The following is a 21990-nucleotide window of genomic DNA, read 5'->3' as shown; positions in this document are numbered from 1 at the left end:
ATTACTGTTATAAACCTTGACACGGAGAGATAGGTGACGGATTATGCTACAAGCATTGCGATCGGATGGAAAGCCCTTAAGAACACCAAGGAAAGCTGCGGAGGTACTTCCCTTCTTGGAAGCTTTTATTACGCGGAAAGAACAGCAGGCTCGGGAAATTGAGCAGGTTGTTGAGCGTTATGAAGTTAAGAGAATGAAGGAAGAACGGGCTTATCAAACCATGTCATCGTTTCGGCGCATGTTCTCCGGTAAGAAGCCTGATCATCATCTTGCTGTTGAGTATATCCATTATGTAAAGAAACCGATGGAGCAGGTAAGAAAGCTTCGTGCCGAAATCGAGCAAGCGAGACAAATCATGAATGATTCGAAGCCAGGGGAAGATATTACTTTCCCAGAAGAATTCGAAGATATATTTTCATAAAAGAAAGAGGACACTGCGTGTGCAGTGTCCTTTTCTATGTAGTCCTGTTTATTAGTTATTCTTCAGGTTCTGCAGATCCAAGAATCCTTCTTCTTGGCTATACGCGGGAACACCGTGTGACCCGACATCTAGACCAACTAGTTCCTCGTCGCGAGTTACACGTAAAGGAACAATGAGCTTAATGAGCTTCAAGAATGCCCAAGTGATGAAAAAGCCCCATGCACAGACGGTGAGAAGACCTAACGCTTGAACACCTAGAAGATCAAAGCCGCCGCCATAGAATAATCCAGCAGTTCCTTCGCGGATCGCGTCTGGTTTCGCGCATAAGCCAACTGCGATCGTACCGATGCAACCGCTGATTCCGTGCACGGGGAAGGCCCCGACCGGATCATCAATCTGTTTGGATTCCAAGAATTCTGTTGCATAGACCATGGCTATACCGCATATCGCACCGATGCAGATGGCAGCAGCGTCACTTACAAAGGCGCAGCCTGCGGTGATCCCGACGAGCCCGGCAAGCGCACCATTGATAACCATCGGTGGATCAGCTTTACGATAGCGCATCATGGTGAAGAGGATACAGGCGGCACAACCAGCCGCAGCGGATAGCATCGTGGTAACCGCGATGTGTCCGATGGAAGCGTTGGTAGCGCTTAATGTGCTACCCGAGTTAAACCCGAACCAACCGAACCACAGGATAAAAGCGCCTACAGAGGCAAGTGGCAGGTTAGATGGAGGGACGATGTTAGCTTTTCCATCCGCAGAGAATTTGCCGATCCTTGGCCCGATAATCATCGCTGCAGCTAAAGCAGAGAAACCACCAAGACCATGAATGACAGCCGATCCGGCGAAATCAACCATGCCGAGCTTGCCAAGCCAACCATTGATGCCCCATACCCAGTGGCCAGCGACAGGATAGATAATTCCCGTCATGGCAATCGTATACAGGATATAAGCGCGGAAATTGATGCGTTCTGCAACTGCTCCAGATACAATCGAAATGACCGCGATAACAAAGGCGCATTGGAATAGCCAGTAGGTGTCATGTGAGATCGTTAACGCGATATGTGATAGATCTCCTCCCATGAAGAAGCCCGTTGTACCAATGATTCCTCCAACATCCTTGCCATACATAAGAGCAAATCCAAAAAAGTAAAAAATAAGAGCACCAAATGAGATATCTACGAACACTTTCATGATGATACTTACAGCATTCTTTTGTCTGACAAACCCTGCTTCTAGTAAGGCGAAGCCGCCTTCCATTAATAAAATCATGGCAGCAGTTAATACAACCCAAATCGTGTCTAAACCAGAAGTTAGTTGTTGGATTTGATCCATCCCTGTAATCTCTCCTTATAATACTAGCATTCTCAGCACCAATTATACGGTTCTGATGATAAGCATGTCAACGAATTACGTAAGAATACATAACATGGAAGACAAATTGTTCGTCTTATACGACAGTCATGTGAGGTTTGGGAATCACAGCCTCTAAAAAATCAGTCTCGAGACGGAGAGAGCCGTCAATCTAACGTCTCTTTTCATATTTCCTTGGATCTTATAAACTAGAGTTATCTTAACAACGCTTTACACAAATGGAGGAAGAACGTATGAATCCGCATATGCTTCAAAGAGTGATCTGGGGGCTAGTTCTCGTGTCCGCGGGGACACTCTTTTTACTAAATCAATTGGGAATCGTTCAAGTAGACATCGGATATTTGTTTTCCACGTATTGGCCAGCCATTCTTATTTGCTACGGTCTTATTGGTTTTGTCTCACAGCGCAAATACCATTGGGGTGGATCCATCGGCAGCTTGCTGATGTGCGGGGTTGGTACCATTTTTCTACTGAAAAATCTAAACCTAACCGATCTATCCATTGGAGAAATGTTTAAGTTTTTAGCTCCGGTTGCATTAATATTCTTTGGCTTACATGTGATTTTTAGACCTGGCAAGAAAGAGTCACCTGATTGGCCTTCTATTAAGAAAGCCAAAGAGGAAGAAAGACAAGCGCGAAGAGAAGCGCATCGCATGCGTCATGCCCATCATAAGAAGAATTGGGAGTCAGCTGCTTGGAATATGTCCAAGGATGTATCCAGCAATCCGAAAGAGTATAGCGACCATTCCGCAACAAGTAACGTGAAACATGGGCTAACAGAAGAAGAAAAAGAAGTTCTGAAGGATATTCATGGTACCTATCCGCTAGATAACCAACGTGATGACTGGCAGATTTCTGACGAAATTGATGCTAAAGAAAAAGCAGGTCGGGCTGGTCAGCCGAAGACAAACAGCTTTGATAACGATCACCAACATAAATATGATGGTTTTGTTCGTAATTTTGATTCAGGGAATGTGCTTCACCGTCATGGTTTTATAGGCGATGTTCATCTTGGTCAAGAAGCATGGGAATTGAAGCCTGTTCAAATCTCACATTTTATTGGTGATTCGGTTATTGATTTAACACGTGCCTCAATACCTCGCGGAGAAACTACGATTCATGTTACTGCTTTTATTGGCGATGTGAAGATTTTCATTCCTAATGACATGGATGTAGAGGTGCGCGTCATGGCTAGCTCATTTATCGGTGATATGAAAGTGCTTGATCGTCGAGAGAGTGGATTCCTGCGCAACATTCGAACACAAACTACCCATTATGAAGAGGCTGAACACAAGATCGTTGTTACGACAAGCATGTTTATCGGTGATATCACAATTAAGAAGATAGGTTAAGGATGGAGCATGTATAAATTGCGAATGTTCAATATGAAGTGGCAACTGCTGAATTACTTTCTCATCTCGAGCGTATTAACGGTTTCAGGTATTTATATCGTACTTGAGTATTACGAGACGGAACTGAGTTCTTGGGACTTTCGATTGTGGTTCGCTATCGCGATACTTGTCGTGAGCTTGACCGTAGGTTTCATTGCAACTAGAAGATGGCAGCGTAAGGTAGACGAACTGCATGTCGCGATGTTGGAACTATCAAAAGGGAATTTCGCGGTTCGCATCGATATGGAGCCCGTTGAGCCCTTCCTATACTTGTATGATGCTTTTAACAGCATGGCGACTTCAATTGAAAAACGCGTACAGCTGTTGCAGAAGTTAGGGGAAGCCGAAGCAATTCGGGATCAAGAGTTAACAGAAAATGCTGTGATGGAGGAGCGACGTCGGCTTGCCCGTGATCTCCATGATACGGTCAGTCAAGAACTGTTTGCCATTCATATGTCGGCTTCTTCTCTTCCTAAAATATTAGAAAGAAATCCCGCAGCTGCACCAGCTTTGATGAATCAGCTCATCGAGATGTCCCATCACGCTCAGAAGCAGATGCGAGGTCTCATTTCACAACTTAGACCGATCGAATTAAAAGATATGAGCTTACAAGAAGCCCTGGAGAAATGGTTTCCGGAATATTGCCGGACGCATGAACTTCAGGGTCAACTTGATGTTTCGCTACCTGAGCTCATCTCAGAAGCGATTGAGCATCAGTTTTTTCTCATTATTCAAGAAGGACTTGCGAATGTCATTAAACATGCTTCAGCCAAGCAGGTTCGACTCGCGATTTATGAGCGGGAGCACCAATATGTGTTGCAATTGCAGGATGATGGTCAAGGCTTTGAACGAAGTGATATTCCTTCTGCTTCCCACGGCTTGTCAACCATGAGAGAACGCGCACAAAAGTTAGGCGGCGAAGTAGAAATCGATAGCAAATTAGGCTCTGGAACGCGTGTGCGTGTGCGAATTCCGCGATTTTCTGGGCAATAGGGGGAAAAAGAGTGAATCCGAATATTAAAGTGATGATTGTTGATGATCACGACATGGTACGTGTAGGTTTACGCACTTACATATCGCTTGAGCCTGGATTAGAAGTTGTAGGTGAAGCATCGAACGGTCAAGCGGCTTTTGATCAGTTGAATGAAGTTCATGATGCTTTACTGCCAGATGTTGTTCTGATGGATTTAACGATGCCAGTATTAGATGGGATTGGCGCGACGAAGTTGATTTGTGAGAAGTTTCCGCAGATGAAAGTGATTATGTTAACTTCCTTTCTAGAGGAAGCCAAGGTGTTAGAGGCTGTTGAATCTGGCGCCATTAGTTACATGTTGAAGACGGTTTCTTCGGATCAATTGATTCATGCGATTCAGAGCGCGTACCGCGGGATGCCGATTATGAATGCGGAAGTGTCTCAAGCGCTAACGAGAGGGATTAGACAGCGCAATGAATTGCCTGAGCAAGAGGGACTAACTGCGCGGGAACGAGAAGTGCTCCTCTTAATTGCCGAAGGGAAAAGCAACAAGGATATTTCCGAGGAGCTTTTTATTAGTATCAAAACGGTGAAAACACACGTCAGCAACCTGTTGATGAAGTGTGAGCTTGAAGATCGTACGCAATTGGCTATTTTTGCTCATCGTAAAGGATGGGTTTAGTACAATCGAACAAATAGAGGGATTATTGCACATAAAAACGTCAATTTGGCACATTCTATGCGTAAGCAAAATAATATGAGCGCTTAAGGAGTGTCCAATAGCTATGAAATCACTATCTTCCTCTTTGGAACAGGTTCAAGAAACATTTGACAAGGTGCGTGCCCAGCTTGAACAGTTTGATTTTAATTTGGGCGGCGGTTGGGATTACGACCATGGCTACTTTGATCGTTCTTTAGATGAAGCGCATAAAGTGTGGCTGCGAATTCCAGTACAGGTGATCACGGGTAGAATTGACGGTGATGTCGAAGCGACCGATGCGCTTGTTGAAGTAGGTACCCCTTTTGTGCTAAAGCATGTCTATAATGAAGGGCTAGATCCAGAGGCTGACCTCGAAACAGCAGGCGCGTTAATTGATCAGTTCCAAGCACCAGTGGATTCGGACGCGGGGATCGAAGATAAATGGGTGAAAGAAGCCGCGAACGTGCTCCAAAAAGTTGAACAAGCCTGGATTCACTAAAATATGTCCTATTTTTACCTCCATTTTATTGTTTTTTAATATTCGTTTAAGGTTGTGAGTGCATGATAGACACATAGAGAACAACATGATCCTTCAAGAGAGCATGCACTTATCATTTTAATCAATGGAGGTAAGACCCATGGACGAGAATAAAAAAGACTACAGCGACTTTTTCAAGCCGCAGAATAATGATAACAACGAAGAGACGAAACGAGAGCATACGCAAGGGAATGAAGGACAAGAGGCTAACAAAGAAAGACCTTCCTACTATTATTCATATGGGCCATACAAATCTGCTTTTAATGAAGAAAGTGAAGGGCAAGCCTTAACGACGTCTTCCTCCAACTCGGAAGGAACTTCGAATGTGGAAGTAACACCTCCTAAGACACTTCGTCCTTTCAGCTTCGGACCAGAGAATTCACCACAGGGGCCTGCAGCTTGGGATCCGAATGCCAAGAAGCGTTCCTCGGTCAAGAGCATATTTGCTGCCTTCCTGGCAGGGGCGATCGTTGTTGGTGGTTTGATGTTTACAGCGGATAAGACGAACATGTTCTCAGGTAACCAGCCGCTTGCTTCCAGCGCGAGTTCCCCGACAACCGTAGCAAATGGTTCGAACAATGGCGATGTGAAGAAGGCAGCCTTGGATGTAGTACGCCCTGGTAACATTGCGGAGATTGCTCAAAACGCAGGACCTGCCATTGTAAAAGTGGAATCGCTTGTAAAGCCGAAGACTTCAAGCCGAAGCAATGGTGGTAATTCCCTTTTTGATGATCCGTTCTTCCGTCAATTCTTTGGTGATAATGGCGGTGGGCAGACGACTCCGAAGAGTAATCAAAATGACGCAGGAAGCGGACAGCTGCAACCAGCGGGGATGGGAACTGGCTTTATTTTTGAGAAAACAGGTTATATCCTAACGAACGAGCATGTGGTTGACGGTGCAGATGAAATTCAAGTGACCGTAGAAGGCTACGACAAACCTTTCAAAGCCAAATTGTTGGGGAACAGCTATGACTTAGATTTAGCCGTGCTCAAAATTGAGGGCGACAAAGAATTCCCTATCCTTCCTCTTGGCAAAGCAGACGACGTTAACGTAGGGGATTGGGTTGTTGCGATTGGTAATCCGTACGGATTCGACCATACGGTAACCGTTGGTGTGCTTAGTGCGAAGGAACGTCCAATTAGTATTCCTGATGAGAAGGGTACGCGCGAATATAAACATCTCTTGCAAACAGATGCTTCCATTAACCCTGGTAACTCAGGCGGACCTTTGCTTAATTTGAACGGTGAAGTTATTGGAATCAATACAGCAGTAAGCTCGCAAGCACAAGGGATTGGCTTCGCGATTCCGACAAGTACGATTTCCTCCGTCCTTGAGAACTTGAAAAACAATGTTACGATTCCGAAAGAACCAGTTCCTTACTTAGGGGTTGGCCTGCAAGATATCGGCAAAGACTGGGTTAGTGAATTGAAGCTGTCGAATACAGATGGTGCTTTGGTTGGTAGTGTGACACGCAAGACACCAGCTTTCCAAGCAGGTCTTCGCCAATATGATGTGATCGTAGATTTGAATAGTACGAAGATCAAGAATTCACAAGACTTGATTACGAAGGTTCAAACCTTAAAGGTTGGCGACAAAGTGACATTGGGTATTATTCGTGACGGCAAACGCATGGAAGTCCCTGTAACAATTGGTGATAAAAACGCACTTGCCGAGACGCCGGCTGAGTAACCTGCACGTATACAGAACTAAATGAAAGGAGTAGAGTCCGCGGCCTCAAGCTTGCAGGCTCTGCTTCTTTTTGCTAACCGGTAATTTTGTTACAATAGGATGTAGAATGGGGGCGGAGCAATGAGAGAAAATATTATGGTTATTGATGATGATGAGAAAATCACATCCATGCTCAGACGAGGACTTGCTTTTGAAGGCTACTTAGTCACGACGGCTGCGAATGGATTAGAAGGTCTTAAGCAAATGTTGGTGACCGAACCACAGCTTATTATTCTTGATGTCATGATGCCGCATATTGATGGCTGGGAAGTCGTTCGACGCATTCGTGAAAGCGGCAGCGAGGTGCCAATTCTCATGTTGACTGCGAAGGACGAGATTAGTGATCGCGTAAAAGGGTTAGATCTCGGTGCTGACGATTATTTGGTCAAGCCATTTGCATTGGAAGAACTCCTTGCCAGAGTGCGTGTATTACTTCGTCGAAGAGCAGAAAGGCCTGAACAGATGAACAACCGGCTCAGCTTTGAAGATGCTGTGTTGGATTTAGACACACGTGAGGTTTTCCGTGAAGATAAGTTGATTGAGTTAACGACGAAAGAGTTCGATTTATTGCATTTGTTCATGCAGAATCCCAAACGAGTGCTCTCGCGAGATATTATTATGGAAAAGATATGGGGCTATGATTACAGTGGAGAATCCAATGTTCTGGAGGTTTACATAGCGCTGCTTCGTCAGAAGACAGAGGAGTTTGGTCATAAACGTCTGATCCAAACGGTTCGAGGAGCAGGCTATGTATTGAGAGGGGAAAATTAAAATGTCGCTTCGTTTGCGGCTAACGCTCTGGTATTCAGGCATTTTGGCCATCACGATGCTGCTCTTCGGTATTGTTCTTTATTTCTTCTTGAACTATTTTCTATATGATCAAATCCGTCAAGATGTAAAGAGGGAGGCCGTTAACAGCTCCTCACGTATCCAAAAAAGCATTGCTCTTTCTCAGAAAGGGCTCGTAGTCGATCTTGAGTTAGAGAGTAGAGATTTCTTTACTACGAATACTTTTTTGCAATTATATAATATTGCGCTGAAAAGCTACAACCGATCACAGAATTTGCAATATTATGACCAAACGTTACCGATGGACCAGTCCATCATTGATAAGCTGCAACGGCAGGTGGATAAACAGGAAGATGAAGTGGGGCTTTTTCAGAAAACGAAGATCCTGGGGCAAGATTTCTTAATCTACAATTTAGGCATCATCTCGGATAATCAGGGTAAACTCATAGGGGTTCTGCAATCAGCGGTGCCAATTGGCAGTTACGAGCGAACGGCTGTTACGCTGCGTTACACCCTCATCATATGGGCTATATTAACCATCATTGTCGCAGCTTCGTTAGGTTGGTTCTTGGCACGTAAGGCACTCAAACCAATCGAGCGAGTCATTGACGCAGCGAACCAAATTGAGAGTGGTGACGATCTTGAGAAGCGCATTCACTATGATGGACCTCTGGATGAAATAGGGCGGTTAACAAATACGATTAATGGGATGCTGTCGCGTATCCAAATTACGTATGTGGAATTAGATGAAGCTTACCGCGCACAGCGTAGATTCGTATCGGATGCTTCTCATGAGCTTAGAACGCCATTAACGACAATTCGCGGCAATGTGGATTTGTTGGAGAAAATGTGGAAGCAAACGTCAGGGACGAAAGCGTTGGCGACGCCGGAGCAAGTTCAGATGTCCTTGGAAGCGATGCACGATATTGCCGGGGAAGCTCAGCGAATGAGCAGATTAGTCAACGACTTGCTCGCACTTGCGAGGGCTGACGCGGGTGTTCTCATGGAGAAACAACCCATTGAATTTAAGCCTTTAGTGCATGAGGTAGTACGGAGGGCGCAGTTGCTCGAACATACGGCTGAATGGCAGGTTGGCAATCTAGATGCGCTTGAGGATGCGATTGTGCAAGGGAATCGTGATTACTTGCAGCAATTGCTGTTTATTTTTATTGAAAATGCCTTCAAATACACGCCGGCTGGGACTGTTTCAATTGAAGCGATACGGAGGAACACCTTTATTGGCATACGTATATCCGACACCGGCATAGGGATGGATAAAGAGGATATTCCCCATATTTTCGATCGATTCTATCGCGCTGACTTGTCTAGGGGCGTAACAACAGGGACTGGATTAGGACTTTCCATTGCTAAATGGATCATTGATGAACATGATGGTTCTGTTGAAGTTACTACACGGAAGGATGAAGGAAGTACATTTTTAATATGGATCCCGGCAAACTTCCCTCATGCCATATAATCAGATATAATTAGAAGAAATACGATGGCTAGGCAGGTGGAAGAAATGGAAGTTGTTCGAATATCCCCCAGAGGCTACTGTTATGGGGTTGTTGATGCAATGGCGCTCGCTATGCAAACTGCTAAAAATTTAAATCTTCCGAGACCTATATATATCTTAGGCATGATCGTTCATAATGCGCATGTCACGGATTTCTTCAAAGAAGAAGGCGTTATTACACTCGATGGCGAGAATCGTCTAGAGATTTTGGAAAAAGTCGAAACGGGTACTGTTATTTTTACTGCACACGGGGTTTCTCCTGAAGTTAGACGGATGGCGCGTGACAAAGGTTTAACCGTTGTTGACGCGACGTGCCCGGATGTGACGAAGACACACGATTTGATTCGTGAGAAAGTCGCAGATGGTTATGACATTATTTATATTGGTAAAAAAGGACATCCTGAGCCGGAAGGTGCGATCGGCGTAGCTCCTGAACATGTTCATCTGATCGAGAAGCTTGAGGAAGCCGAGTTGCTCAAGCTGAAGTCCAATCGCATTATTATTACGAACCAAACAACGATGAGCCAATGGGATATCAAGCATATCATGAATCGGTTACTAGATCTTTTTCCAAAAGCCGAAATTCATAACGAAATTTGTTTAGCTACGCAGGTTCGTCAAGAAGCTGTCGCGGAGCAAGCCAAGGAAGTTGATCTTGTTATTGTTGTCGGAGATCCCAAAAGCAACAATTCGAACCGTTTGGCACAGGTTTCGCAAGAAATCGCTGGTGTCATGGCGTACCGAATATCGGATGTCTCCGAACTGAACTTAGCTTGGTTAGCCAATGTTCGTAAAGTCGGTGTAACCTCCGGGGCTTCCACGCCAACACCGATTACCAAAGAGGTAATTACCTACTTGGAGAACTACGATGCAAAAGATGAAACCAGCTGGGAGATAAAACGTACTATCAATATGAAGAAGCTAATTCCCACTGTTAAATCCAAAGCAGCAAGTACCGTGTAGTTCCTGCTTATTCCACTCGACGGGATTGAAACTAGCATGCAAAGTACTCAGAAGGTGAAAATGATGAAAGCTCGCTACGATTGGAAAAGTACCAAACGTTGGTTTAAGTTCAAATATTTACTTCTTTTACGTGCCAAGGGTGGACCTTCCATGGTAGCAAGGGGATTTTCGATTGGTCTATTCGTTGAGATGTTCACTTTACCGACAGCAGGATTTGCGTTCGTTCTTATTTTTCCTTTGGTTTATCTACTGAGAGGGAACTTGCCTGCGGCATTAATTGGCTTTGTGTTCGGTAAAGTCATCTATATACCTTTTTCCATTCTTAATAAGCAGGTCGGGGAATATTTAGTGCCGAAGCATTTTAAGATCTATCTGATCCATCATCTGCCGCATCTGCTCTCTAATATTATTCGCAGCGGTTTGGATTTAATTGTCGGTGGGATGGTCGTTGGTCTTTTTCTTGGTCTTATTGCCTATTTCCCTGTCGTGCTCCTACTTAAATACCACACGAATCGCCGTAAAGAAAAACGTAGAATCCGTAAGGATCAGTTGGCTCCTGCGGAAACAAAAGAATAGATAATAAATTTGCGCTTGACGAAATATCGTCAAGCGTTGTATATTTGCTTTAGTGGTTAAAAGCATAAAAGCGTAGAAGCGAACAAGCGTTGAAGTGTGTAAGTGAAATTTATAATAAATTATCCCATATCATATGAATTAGGAGCGTGGATCACATGATCGCAATTACATCGAACAAAACGTCAGATGAGCGTATTCAGGAAATTGTCCAATTTATCGAGAAGCAAGGGGTTCAAGCTCATGTATCCAAAGGTGAGGATCGTACAGTAATTGGGATCATCGGTCAAGCGGATCCGAAATTAGCCGAACAGCTTCGTCAGATGTCTGGTGTAGAGCAAGTAGTTAAAATTTCGAAATCATACAAGTTGGCTAGCCGCGATTTCCACCCAGCCGATACTGTTATTTCTATTAAAGGTGTTGAAATCGGTGGCGAACAACTTGTTGTCATGGGTGGACCTTGTGCTGTAGAAACACCAGAGCAAATCGATGAGATTGCGCGCTTAGTGAAAGCAGCTGGCGGACAGGTGCTTCGCGGCGGTGCTTTTAAACCAAGAACAGGTCCTTACAGTTTCCAAGGTGTAGGCGTTGAAGGTTTGATCATGATGGCAGAAGCAGGTAAAAAACATGGTCTACTTACGATTACAGAAGTTATGACGCCGGAGTACGTAGATGTCTGTGCGCAATACGCGGACATTCTTCAAGTAGGAACACGGAATATGCAGAACTTTGATCTTCTTCGCAAATTAGGAACGATTCAAACCCCAGTTTTGCTGAAACGTGGATTTAGCTCTACGTATGACGAATTCTTGAACGCAGCGGAATACATTCTTGCTGGCGGCAATCCGAACGTTATGCTTTGTGAACGCGGAATCCGTACATTCGAGACTTACACACGTAACACGTTAGATTTATCAGCGATTCCTGTACTTAAACAATTAAGTCACTTGCCAGTCATCTCCGATCCAAGTCATGGCACAGGACGCAGAGAGCTTGTAGTGCCAATGACGAAGGCATCTGTAGCAGCGGGTGCGGACGGATTAATTATTGAAATGCACACGGATCCTGATAATTCAATGACAGGCGACGGCGTACAGTCGTTGTTCCCAGATCAATTTGCTCACTTGCTGAATGATCTTGAGAAGCTGGCTCCATTGCTAGGCAAGAAGTTTGATACGAAGAAAGAGCCTATTTTGGCCTAATATACGGATTCAGACCAACGGATTCCCAAGAAATAGGGGAATCCGTTTCCTGTTTTTGGATATATGAGAACTATGTGAAATTGTGTAAGCATAGCTTACACATCTTTAAAAAATACCTGACATAAGTATTGACTGTCTTAGAGGAATCGCTATATAATATGTGAAAGAAAACAAGCAAAAGTTGAACATTAATCATGCAAAGTACGTTGAATGTACGGAAATGGGAGGGTTTTTTAAATGTCAGTTCAAAACGTGTTGAACCTTATCAAGGAAAAAAATATTGAGTGGGTAGATTTTCGTTTCGTTGGTCTTTCCGGTAAAGCGCAGCATATCTCTTTGCCTTCTACAGAAGTAGATGAAGAAACATTCGTAAATGGCGTAGCTTTTGACGGTTCTTCCATCCCAGGATTCCGTGGTATTGAACAATCTGACATGGTAATGATGCCAGATACGGAAACTGCGTATGTAGATCCTTTCACAGCACACCCTACACTAGTTATTATGAGCAACATCCATACACCTGAAGGCGACCGTTATGACCGTGATCCACGTAGCATCGCTCAAAAGGCTGAAGAGTATTTGCAAACAACTGGTGTTGGTACAACTGCATACTTCGCGCCAGAATCCGAATTCTTCATTTTTGATGATGTACGTTTCGAAAATGGTATGAACAAATCTTATTTCGAAGTTGACTCCGAAGAAGCTGGTTGGAACACAGGCCGTAAAGAAGAAGGCGGTAACCTTGCTTATAAAGTTCCAGTTAAAGGCGGTTACGTTCCAGTAGCTCCAATCGATTCTCAACAAGATATCCGTTCCGAAATGTGTAATAAACTTGCTGACGCAGGTCTACGCATCGAACGTCATCACCACGAAGTGGCAACAGCTGGTCAAGCTGAAATCAACTTCCGTTTTGACACATTGACTAAAACAGCAGACAACCTGCTTAAATACAAGTACATCGTTGCTAACACAGCGAGAGAATACGGTAAAGTAGCTACTTTCATGCCGAAACCACTATTTGGTGACAACGGTAGCGGAATGCACGTTCATATGTCCATTTTCAACGAAGGTAACCCTTTGTTCTACGAAAAAGGCGCATATGCTAACCTTTCCGAAATGGCTATCAACTACATCGGTGGTATCCTGTATCACGCTCCAGCGTTGATCGCGATCACGAACCCAAGTACAAACTCCTTCAAACGTCTAGTTCCTGGTTACGAAGCTCCGGTAAACCTTGTATTCTCCAAAGGTAACCGTTCTGCAGCAGTTCGTATTCCAATCGCAGCTGTGACACCAAAAGGTTGCCGTATTGAGTTCCGTACACCTGATAGCACAGCTAACCCATACCTTGCTTTCGCAGCAATGTTGATGGCTGGCCTTGACGGTATCAAAAAGAAAATCGATCCACGTGCTCTTGGATACGGTCCTTTCGATACGAATATCTATGAAATGTCAGATGCTGAGAAAGCTGAAATCCGCAGCGTTCCTGGTACATTAGACGAAGCTTTGGATGCTCTTGCAGCTGATTCCGACTTCTTGCTTGAAGGCGGCGTATTCACACAAGACTTCATTGATAACTACATCGACTTGAAACGCGGCGAAGCGAAACAAGTTGCAATCCGTATTCACCCGCACGAGTACAACCTTTACTTCGATTGCTAATCTTTAGCACTTATCAAGTATGATCATAGGAACTGCCCCTTCATAGGACGCTATGGAGGAGCAGTTTTCTTTTTTAATAATTACTAAACATAAATATATACAAAGTATGATTGTCAGGTATAATTAGCGAGAGATGTTTAGCAAAGGAAGGATGACATTAATGAAAATTACGATTGTTGCGGGAAGTAATCATAGCGCTGCTACAAGTACAAGACTTGCCGCATATATTCAGCATTTGGCTATGCAGGAACAACATGATGTAGCACTCCTAGATCTATTCCGAACACCGTTACCGTTCTATTCGCCTGAAGTTGAAGGGGACACTCACCCAGCCTTGGAGGCATTTAAACGTGCGATGCTGTCCGCCGATGCGATTGTACTAGCAACCCCAGAATATCATAGCGGCATGTCGGGGGTATTGAAAAATGCGCTTGATCATGTTGGGCAGGATCATTTCAAGAATAAAGCCGTGCTATCTATCAGCTCCTCAGGTGGAGCAGTTGCTGTCAGCTCGCTGACACAGATGCAGACGACGGTTCGCAATCTTCACGGAATTAACTGTCCGGAATGGATTTCTATTGGCGGGGATCAACGGAAGAGCTTCCGTGTAGATGCTAGCTTCGAAGACATTCAACCCGATATCGATAAGAGAATACGTCGTGTGGTCGGCTCTTTTCTTACGCTTGCTGAGCAGCTTTCGGGACGAGCATAAGGGTAACGCGTTAATATATATAGAAATACAAAAAGGACCAAGTCACTAGACTTGGCCTTTTTTGTATTTCTACACACTTTTGACACAATTATATGGTACAGTGTGGTAAAAAATGAACGGTGGGAAGAATATGGGAGCTCAATGGACGAACAAGGAAGTTGTTCATTTGTTAGGTCGTGCAGGATTTGGTACAACGAAAGAGGAGATTGCGACTTGCTTGTCGTTAGGCAGGGAGGAAACGGTGCGGCGTTTAGTCAGCGGTAAGAAAGTGCTTGATCAAGCACCGGATCTAGCTCCCTTCGATCAATTTCATTCGGATGGTAAAAAAGCCTTGGATCCGCTGCAACTGGTGGATCAGCAGATATATTGGCTGCATCGCATGGTCAATTCTCCTACGCCGCTCATTGAGAAGATGACGCTGTTTTGGCATGGTCATTTTGCGACAGCTAATTATAAAGTGAAGGATGCCTCACTTATGGCGAAACAAAATGACCTTTTTCGCACCTATGCCCTGGGGAACTTCAAAGAGCTGCTTACTGAAATCGGCAAGGACCCTGCCATGATGATTTGGCTGGATGTGAATCAGAACAAGAAGGGCAAGCCGAATGAGAATTATGCACGTGAGGTGATGGAGCTATTCACGCTAGGTATCGGCCATTATACCGAGACGGATGTGAAGGAGTCGGCGCGGGCGCTCACTGGCTGGTCGTATAATAAGAACGAACATAAGGTGAACTATAATGCGAAGCAACACGATAACGATGCCAAAACATTGCTGGGAGAAAGCGGTAAGTTAGATGCAGATGATGTGATTGACATTTTATTTCATCAAAAAGCTTTGCCGATGTTCTTAGCTGTTAAGTTGTTGCACTATTTTGCAACCGATACACCTTCGGATAGCTGGGTTCAGAGCCTAGCAGCATTAATCACACAAAAACAAACCGTGGGGGAAGTGCTGCAAGAACTATTCCTATCCGATGAATTCTACGCAGAGAATCATAGGATGGCGCTTATCAAAACACCGGCGGATTATGTAGCAGGTATTCTCAAAAGCTGCAAGCTCTCAGTCGCCAAGGGGCACGCGCAAGCGATGCGCAAGATGGGGCAGGAGCTATTCGTCCCTCCTGACGTTGCGGGCTGGAGAGGCGGCGCCTCATGGCTCACAACGAATTGCTTATTGGCGAGATATCAGTTCGCGGAGGGCATTGCAAAGCAAATGAACGGGCAACAGCTGAACGCGCCAGAAATTAAACCTGATCAAGGAGATTCGTCATTGGCCTGGGCGAAGATTTATGCAGAGCGCATAGGAGTTACGGATTTATCCGAACAAACACAGCGAAGCTTAAGTGCGTATGCAGACGATACCATTGTACATAACGCGCAAGTGAAGCAGAAGCTGACAGGCTTGCGCGGTCTCTTGCAGCTCGTATTGATCAGTCCAGAAGCTCAAATGAAATAGGGGGGAACTTTGTGAAATTAACGAGAAGAGATTTTCTAATTAAAGGTACGGCGTTATTCGCAACCCTGGGGCTTGGCGGTGCACTGTTCACAGAAACAGGGAAATCTATATGGGCTGGTAGCTCCGAACCCGACGTGGATGACCCGGTGCTAGTTGTTGTGCAATTAAGCGGCGGGAATGACGGCATGAATACGTTGATTCCATATGGACAAGGCATATACTATGATACGCGCCCAACGCTGGCGTATGCGCAAAAAGAAGTCTTGACCCTTAATAATCAAGTTGGCCTGCATCCCAGTCTCACGGGCTTAGCGGCGTTGTATAAGTTAGGCAAAATGGCTATTATACAAGGAGTTGGTTATCCCGAGCCTAATCGTTCCCACTTTCGCTCTATGGAGATCTGGCAAACGGCAGAACCTGCAAAGATCAGCCGCAGCGGCTGGTTGGCCAGATACGCGGAGTCTTCCTTGCAGCATAATCCAAACCCGCTCAAAGTGATTCAAATTGGCGGTTCAGGCAGCAAAGCATTCGCCTCAGATCAATCCAGCTTTCCCGTGATTCAATCCCTGGAATCCTATCATGTATTTGATCCTAAGACGGCACTCATGGACAAGAATAGAATAACCAAAGCCTTCTTGGATATGTATGGGGCATCCAATCCGTTGGAACAGCTGCGTGTTGCATCAACCAGAGGGTCAGAAGCCTATAAGAGCGTCGAAGCGATTCAATCACTGGCCGCCACCTATACAAAGAAAATAGAGTACCCGAATTCGAATTTTGCGAGAGACTTGCAGCTTGTGACGAAGCTGTTGGCTGGAAAGTCGGGTACGCGACTCTTCAATGTAGAGGTAGGTGGATTTGATGATCATGCGGATGAAAAGCAGCAGCATGCACAAATGCTTACTCAAGTCGATGAAGGGCTGACGGCCTTCTACCAGGATTTGCAGGCACAAGGATTACAGGATCGTGTGGCTGTGATGGTATTTTCGGAGTTCGGACGTCGCGTGAAAGAGAACGGAAGCGGTGGGACAGACCACGGTACAGCGGCGCCGATGTTCGTTATTGGCGGTAAAGTAAAAGGCGGGCTGTATGGCGCCTATTCCAACTTGAGTAATCTAGACAATGATGATTTAAAATATGAGGTGGATTTCCGATCCGTCTATAGCACGTTAATTGACTCGTGGTTAAAAGGAGATACAACCAGCGTGCTGGGCAAATCTTATGAGAACTTAAAGTTCATATAATGAGAGATAGAAGGCGGTGCACGCTTGGAATTAGCAGCAATATCAGATCATATCGCGGAGGGGCTGCAAATTCTCTTCGTTGGTTATAACCCGAGTATTCGATCTGGCGAAACGGGGCATCATTATGCGAATCCGAGTAATCGATTCTATCGCATCCTGCTGCAAGCGGGTTTAACGCCCAGGCTCTACAAACCGCAAGAGGATGGCGATCTCCTTCAAATCGGGTACGGCTTCACAAATATCGTAGCACGCCCCTCTCTAACCGCAGCGGAAATCACGGCGGAGGAGTATCGAGAGGGCAGACGTATTTTGAAAGAGAAAATCGAGCACTTCCGACCTAAGGTTGTGTGCTTCGTGGGGAAAGGTGTTTATGAGCAATATAGCGGCCGCAGAGGGATTGTATGGGGGATTCAACCGAACCCGATGGTAGACGGTGTTGTCGATTATGTATGCCCGTCTTCGAGCGGTCTAGTTCGGATGAAGCTGGAGGAAATGGTTGGAATTTACAGCGGTATTCGACCTGCGCTTGGAGAGCTTGTTTGAGGTTTTACTTGATGCTTGATCAGAATATTGCTATCATAGCCATAATACAAAAGCAAAGGTGTGGTCACTCATGGGAAACAGGGCCTATAACTTTAACGCAGGGCCTGCGGCGTTACCGCTCGAAGTACTTCAAAGAGCGCAAGAGGAATTTGTTGATTTTAAAGGTATTGGCATGTCCATCATGGAAATATCTCACCGTAGTTCGGAATATGAGCAAGTACATAATGAAACACAAGCGCTATTGAAGCGTATTTTCGGTATTCCAGATGGATACCAAATTCTCTTTCTGACAGGTGGAGCGAGCTCTCAGTTCTCCATGATCCCTATGAATTTCTTAAAAGCTGGCAAGGTTGGCAGCTATGTGCTGACAGGCGCTTGGGCTGAGAAAGCTGTGCAAGAGGCTGCGCTGTTTGGCGAAGTGGCGCTTGCGGCATCTTCGAAAGAACAGAAATTCATGAAAATTCCTGCTCTAAGTGAAATTAACCTTGATCCGAATTCAGCTTACCTGCACATCACTTCCAATGAAACCATTGAGGGTGCGCAGTTCCAAAGCTTCCCGGATACAGGCAACATACCTTTAATCGGTGACATGTCCAGTGATATCTTGAGCCGCCCGGTTGATGTGTCGAAGTTCAGCATGATCTATGCGGGAGCACAGAAGAACCTTGGACCGTCTGGTGTGACTGTGGCGATTATTAAAGACGATTTACTCGTTGATCTGCCGAAAACAATCCCTACGATGATGCGTTATGAAACGCATAGCAAAAACAATTCCCTTTATAACACGCCACCGGCTTATTCCATTTACATGGTGAATCTGGTGTTGAAATGGATTGAGGAGCAAGGCGGATTAACAGTTATTGAAAAGAATAATATTGAAAAATCAGGCCTCATTTACAGCGCAATCGATAGCAGCAATGGCTTCTACCGTGGACCAGTAGATCTAGGCAGCCGTTCTAACATGAATATTACTTTCCGCTTGCAAGATGAAGAGCTGGAAAAGAAATTCATAAAAGAAACCGAGGGGCAAGGTTTTGTTGGTTTGAAAGGTCACCGCAGCGTTGGCGGTTTACGTGCATCCACGTATAACGCTGTACCTTACGCTTCATGTAAAGCACTTGCTGAATTCATGACTGATTTCCAACAACGCAACAGCTAATACAAAAGAAGGAAGCTATTCATGGCACCCTCGTGTGTGCATGGATAGCTTTTTTTTGTCGGAGGCATAGAGTTTCAATCAAAGTGTTCTGAAGCCTCTAGAGGGTCTCTGAGAAGGTTTAAAGAGGTTGATTGAGAGAGAAGTTGCAACTAGATCTAGTGGGTGATAATGGTCCTAGGCATTTCGACATTTCTGAAAAAATCAAGTGAAAAATTAAAATATTTTTTCTAAACCTATCGAGCCACGCCCCGTCTAGGATTTGGTGTTTTGGAAATGTAAATAGGCCTTTTACCTCGTTGACAAACACAATATATTGATATAAATTTGAATCTATCAACTAGATGTCGTGATAAAAAGCGCGTTGCGAGATTGCTGGCTGAAGGCTCAAATAGCGGCGGAAACCAAGTAATAACGCAGGTTTTAAGCTTTTTTGACCGCGTACGGAGTCGTTACGAAAACGCAGATTCTGTCGATTACAGGGTAGTATCACCCACGAGTGGCAGACGATAGAATGAGCATTTTTACTACATATAGGTTACTAGCAAGTGTTGGCACAAGATAGAGAGAATTGATAATGATAGGAGACGGAAGCTATGATAATTGCTTACGATTCGAAGACTGGAAATGTTCGCCGTTTTATTGCGAAACTCCAAATGCCTGCAGTTCAGATTGAGGAAGCGATGACGATGGACGAGCCATTCGTTCTCGTGACGTATACAACTGGTTTTGGTCAAATTCCTCCCAAGGTAGCTTCTTTCCTAGAAAGTAATTCTTCTCGTCTTCAAGGCGTAGCAGCTAGCGGTAATCGCAACTGGGGTGATGGCTTCGCCAAGAGCGCAGATACGATCTCAGCTCTTTACGATGTTCCCGTATTAACGAAATTCGAATTATCCGGCACCAAAAATGATGTAGAACGATTCGTTCAGGGGGTACAAGCAATTGCGGCACATTGAGCTTAATAATGAATTAATGCAACGCGGTACGGATGGTTTCTTCCAATTAGAGAAGGATAAAGAAGCTGTTGAAGTGTTTATGAAGGAAGTCCACAGCAAAAGCCTCACATTCCCCGATACCTCTTCGAAGGTTCGTTACATGATCGACAATAACTTCTACGAGAATGTTTATGACAAATACACCGAAGCTGAAGTTAAAAGCGTGTATCAAGTGGCACATGACAATCAATTCGAGTTCGCATCGTATATGGCAGCTTCGAAATTTTATACAGATTACGCTTTACGCAGTGATGATAAGACGTTATATCTGGAGCATTTTCCAGATCGCGTAGCGATTGTAGCCCTGTACTTAGGTCGCGGAAATGCCGAGACAGCACGAGTGCTAGCCCTATCCATGATGGAGCAACGGTTGCAGCCAGCGACACCTACATTCCTGAACGCAGGTAAGAGTCGTCGAGGTGAAATGGTATCTTGCTTCTTATTGGAAATGGACGATTCCTTAAATTCCATCAACTATGTACTCGCAACGTGCATGCAGCTTTCCAAAATTGGCGGCGGGGTAGCCGTGAATTTATCGAAGCTTCGTGGTCGTGGTGAAACGATTAAAGGTGTTGAAGGCGCGGCAAAAGGAATTATACCTGTCCTTAAGCTGATGGAGGATGCGTTCTCCTATGCGGATCAAATGGGGCAACGCAAGGGTTCAGGCGCAGCGTATTATAATATTTTTGGCTGGGACGTATTGGAATTCTTGGATAGCAAGAAAATTAACGCGGATGAGAAATCCCGTTTGAAAACTCTTTCGATCGGACTTATTGTTCCGAATAAGTTTTATAAACTGGCGGAGGAAAACAAGCCTCTACATATTTTTGCACCTTACACCGTTCTTCAAGCCTATGGCAAGCATCTCGATGACCTGGATATGGATGAGATGTATGATGAACTCCTAGCGAATCCGAAAGTGAAAAAGAAAGTCGTCATGCAGGCACGTGATATGCTGACCAAAATTGCGACAACTCAACTGGAATCCGGTTATCCATATATGATGAATCGTACGAATGCGAATAAGGATCATGCCCTGAAAGGGATTGGGACGATCAAGATGTCTAATCTCTGTACAGAAATTTTCCAATTGCAAGAAACATCCGAAATTAATGATTACGGTCAAGATGACGTTATTCTTCGCGATATCAGTTGTAACCTTGCTTCCATGAACATTGCCAATGTGATGGATCGTAAAAAGCTGCGCGAAACCGTCCATGAAGGCATGATTGCCCTAACTTCGGTGAGTGATATGACGACGATCCATAATGCGCCAGGTGTTGCGAAAGCGAACCGTGAGCTGCACTCTGTCGGTCTTGGCGTTATGAACTTGCACGGCTATTTATCTAAGAACAAAATTGCTTATGAGAGTGCTGAAGCGAGAGATTTCGTTCGCACCTTCTTTGCAGCGATGAATTTCTATTCCATCGAAAAAAGTATGGAGATTGCCAAAGAATCCGGGCAAACGTTCGAAGGCTTTGAGCTATCCGAGTATGCGAATGGGAACTATTTTACCCGTTATACAGAAATAGATTACCGTCCGCTGTCGGACAAAGTGAAAGGTTTATTCGAAGGCATGCCGATTCCGTCACCAGATGACTGGAAAGCGTTGCAAGCGAACGTTCAGAAGCACGGGCTCTATCATGCATATCGTTTGGCAGTAGCGCCGACGCAGAGCATTTCCTATATCCAAAATTCAACCTCCAGCGTTATGCCGATCGTTGAACCAATTGAGACACGTACGTATGCGAATTCAACAACGTATTATCCGATGCCATTCATGGCACGTGACAATTTCTTCTACTATAAATCTGCATATCAAATGGATCAGTTCAAGATTCTTGACCTCATTTCGGAGATTCAAACACATGTGGATCAAGGGATCTCGACCATTTTACACGTAAACAGTGATGTTTCAACAAGACAACTTGCTAAATTATACCTGTATGCGGCACACAAAGGACTTAAATCGCTCTACTACACACGAACCAATCAGCTATCCGTTGAGGAATGTGTAAGCTGCTCGGTATAATTAGGAAGGGGATTA

The 21990-nt window shown here is 44.8% G+C and carries 20 protein-coding genes; 19 read left to right on the top strand and 1 reads right to left on the bottom strand.

What is annotated here, in order from left to right; translation table 11 throughout:
* Positions 1-43 precede the first annotated feature (43 nt).
* Positions 44-421 (top strand): hypothetical protein, encoded by a 378-nt coding sequence (locus J2736_RS28365; RefSeq protein ID WP_310501946.1) that lies wholly within the window; start codon positions 44-46, stop codon positions 419-421.
* A gap of 51 nt (positions 422-472) precedes the next feature.
* On the opposite strand, the gene J2736_RS28360 is transcribed toward J2736_RS28365, so the two are convergent.
* On the bottom strand, positions 473-1759 hold the full coding sequence (locus J2736_RS28360; RefSeq protein WP_310501945.1) for an ammonium transporter: 1287 nt from the start codon (positions 1757-1759) through the stop codon (positions 473-475).
* 272 nt (positions 1760-2031) lie between these two features.
* Between J2736_RS28360 and liaF the strand changes: the two genes are divergently transcribed.
* From liaF to nrdE, 18 genes are all read left to right on the top strand, one after another.
* Entirely contained in the window at positions 2032-3150 is a 1119-nt protein-coding gene (liaF, locus tag J2736_RS28355) for a cell wall-active antibiotics response protein LiaF (RefSeq protein ID WP_310501944.1), read from the top strand.
* A gap of 24 nt (positions 3151-3174) precedes the next feature.
* A complete protein-coding gene (locus J2736_RS28350) occupies positions 3175-4182 on the top strand; it encodes a HAMP domain-containing sensor histidine kinase (RefSeq protein WP_310501943.1) in 1008 nt (335 codons plus the stop codon).
* A gap of 11 nt (positions 4183-4193) precedes the next feature.
* Positions 4194-4844, top strand: a complete 651-nt coding sequence (locus tag J2736_RS28345) for a response regulator transcription factor (protein WP_310501942.1) — start codon at positions 4194-4196, stop codon at positions 4842-4844.
* Between the two features lie 103 nt (positions 4845-4947).
* Positions 4948-5361: a YugN family protein gene (locus J2736_RS28340; protein WP_310501941.1), complete on the top strand. Its 414-nt coding sequence runs from the start codon at positions 4948-4950 to the stop codon at positions 5359-5361.
* Between the two features lie 139 nt (positions 5362-5500).
* Positions 5501-7090, top strand: coding sequence for a S1C family serine protease (locus J2736_RS28335; RefSeq protein WP_310501940.1), 1590 nt, complete (start codon positions 5501-5503; stop codon positions 7088-7090).
* A gap of 120 nt (positions 7091-7210) precedes the next feature.
* Positions 7211-7900, top strand: a complete 690-nt coding sequence (locus J2736_RS28330; RefSeq protein WP_310501939.1) for a response regulator transcription factor — start codon at positions 7211-7213, stop codon at positions 7898-7900.
* Position 7901: 1 nt separating this feature from the next.
* Positions 7902-9395 carry a sensor histidine kinase gene (locus J2736_RS28325; protein WP_310501938.1) on the top strand — a complete coding sequence of 498 codons (1494 nt, stop codon included), beginning with the start codon at positions 7902-7904 and terminating at the stop codon, positions 9393-9395.
* Positions 9396-9440: 45 nt separating this feature from the next.
* Positions 9441-10397 (top strand): 4-hydroxy-3-methylbut-2-enyl diphosphate reductase, encoded by a 957-nt coding sequence (locus J2736_RS28320; RefSeq protein ID WP_310502018.1) that lies wholly within the window; start codon positions 9441-9443, stop codon positions 10395-10397.
* A gap of 36 nt (positions 10398-10433) precedes the next feature.
* Positions 10434-10973 (top strand): DUF2062 domain-containing protein, encoded by a 540-nt coding sequence (locus J2736_RS28315; protein ID WP_310501937.1) that lies wholly within the window; start codon positions 10434-10436, stop codon positions 10971-10973.
* Positions 10974-11128: 155 nt separating this feature from the next.
* On the top strand, positions 11129-12172 hold the full coding sequence (aroF, locus tag J2736_RS28310) for a 3-deoxy-7-phosphoheptulonate synthase (protein WP_310501936.1): 1044 nt from the start codon (positions 11129-11131) through the stop codon (positions 12170-12172).
* A gap of 237 nt (positions 12173-12409) precedes the next feature.
* On the top strand, positions 12410-13834 hold the full coding sequence (gene glnA, locus J2736_RS28305) for a type I glutamate--ammonia ligase (RefSeq protein WP_310501935.1): 1425 nt from the start codon (positions 12410-12412) through the stop codon (positions 13832-13834).
* Positions 13835-13994: 160 nt separating this feature from the next.
* Positions 13995-14546: an NADPH-dependent FMN reductase gene (locus J2736_RS28300; protein WP_310501934.1), complete on the top strand. Its 552-nt coding sequence runs from the start codon at positions 13995-13997 to the stop codon at positions 14544-14546.
* A 130-nt stretch (positions 14547-14676) separates the two neighbouring features.
* The gene (locus tag J2736_RS28295; RefSeq protein ID WP_310501933.1) at positions 14677-16005 is read left to right on the top strand and encodes a DUF1800 domain-containing protein; all 1329 of its coding nucleotides are present in this window, start codon (positions 14677-14679) and stop codon (positions 16003-16005) included.
* A gap of 11 nt (positions 16006-16016) precedes the next feature.
* Positions 16017-17249: a DUF1501 domain-containing protein gene (locus J2736_RS28290; protein ID WP_310501932.1), complete on the top strand. Its 1233-nt coding sequence runs from the start codon at positions 16017-16019 to the stop codon at positions 17247-17249.
* Between the two features lie 24 nt (positions 17250-17273).
* A complete protein-coding gene (locus J2736_RS28285; protein WP_310501931.1) occupies positions 17274-17792 on the top strand; it encodes a mismatch-specific DNA-glycosylase in 519 nt (172 codons plus the stop codon).
* Between the two features lie 70 nt (positions 17793-17862).
* Positions 17863-18951, top strand: coding sequence for a 3-phosphoserine/phosphohydroxythreonine transaminase (gene serC / locus J2736_RS28280; RefSeq protein WP_310501930.1), 1089 nt, complete (start codon positions 17863-17865; stop codon positions 18949-18951).
* A gap of 593 nt (positions 18952-19544) precedes the next feature.
* Positions 19545-19904, top strand: a complete 360-nt coding sequence (gene nrdI, locus J2736_RS28275; RefSeq protein WP_310501929.1) for a class Ib ribonucleoside-diphosphate reductase assembly flavoprotein NrdI — start codon at positions 19545-19547, stop codon at positions 19902-19904.
* Complete coding sequence (nrdE, locus tag J2736_RS28270) at positions 19891-21975, top strand: class 1b ribonucleoside-diphosphate reductase subunit alpha (RefSeq protein ID WP_310501928.1); 2085 nt, start codon at positions 19891-19893, stop codon at positions 21973-21975. The genes nrdI and nrdE overlap by 14 nt, the downstream gene beginning before the upstream one ends.
* Positions 21976-21990 lie beyond the last annotated feature (15 nt).

Origin of the sequence: Paenibacillus qinlingensis (assembly GCF_031455095.1) — a bacterium.
Taxonomy (GTDB): Bacteria; Bacillota; Bacilli; order Paenibacillales; family NBRC-103111; genus Paenibacillus_E; species Paenibacillus_E qinlingensis_A.
This window is presented reverse-complemented; position numbering and strand designations above follow the sequence as displayed.

Excerpts from the sequence above, each read along its gene's own strand:
- J2736_RS28360 (WP_310501945.1), bottom strand. The coding sequence starts at position 1,759 with ATGGATCAAATCCAACAACTAACTTCTGGTTTAGACACGATTTGGGTT.
- J2736_RS28300 (WP_310501934.1), top strand. The coding sequence starts at position 13,995 with ATGAAAATTACGATTGTTGCGGGAAGTAATCATAGCGCTGCTACAAGT.
- J2736_RS28315 (WP_310501937.1), top strand. The coding sequence starts at position 10,434 with ATGCAAAGTACTCAGAAGGTGAAAATGATGAAAGCTCGCTACGATTGG.
- J2736_RS28340 (WP_310501941.1), top strand. The coding sequence starts at position 4,948 with ATGAAATCACTATCTTCCTCTTTGGAACAGGTTCAAGAAACATTTGAC.
- J2736_RS28320 (WP_310502018.1), top strand. The coding sequence starts at position 9,441 with ATGGAAGTTGTTCGAATATCCCCCAGAGGCTACTGTTATGGGGTTGTT.
- nrdI (WP_310501929.1), top strand. The coding sequence starts at position 19,545 with ATGATAATTGCTTACGATTCGAAGACTGGAAATGTTCGCCGTTTTATT.
- J2736_RS28330 (WP_310501939.1), top strand. The coding sequence starts at position 7,211 with ATGAGAGAAAATATTATGGTTATTGATGATGATGAGAAAATCACATCC.
- aroF (WP_310501936.1), top strand. The coding sequence starts at position 11,129 with ATGATCGCAATTACATCGAACAAAACGTCAGATGAGCGTATTCAGGAA.
- J2736_RS28365 (WP_310501946.1), top strand. The coding sequence starts at position 44 with ATGCTACAAGCATTGCGATCGGATGGAAAGCCCTTAAGAACACCAAGG.
- serC (WP_310501930.1), top strand. The coding sequence starts at position 17,863 with ATGGGAAACAGGGCCTATAACTTTAACGCAGGGCCTGCGGCGTTACCG.
- J2736_RS28350 (WP_310501943.1), top strand. The coding sequence starts at position 3,175 with ATGTTCAATATGAAGTGGCAACTGCTGAATTACTTTCTCATCTCGAGC.
- J2736_RS28295 (WP_310501933.1), top strand. The coding sequence starts at position 14,677 with ATGGGAGCTCAATGGACGAACAAGGAAGTTGTTCATTTGTTAGGTCGT.
- J2736_RS28325 (WP_310501938.1), top strand. The coding sequence starts at position 7,902 with ATGTCGCTTCGTTTGCGGCTAACGCTCTGGTATTCAGGCATTTTGGCC.
- glnA (WP_310501935.1), top strand. The coding sequence starts at position 12,410 with ATGTCAGTTCAAAACGTGTTGAACCTTATCAAGGAAAAAAATATTGAG.
- liaF (WP_310501944.1), top strand. The coding sequence starts at position 2,032 with ATGAATCCGCATATGCTTCAAAGAGTGATCTGGGGGCTAGTTCTCGTG.
- J2736_RS28335 (WP_310501940.1), top strand. The coding sequence starts at position 5,501 with ATGGACGAGAATAAAAAAGACTACAGCGACTTTTTCAAGCCGCAGAAT.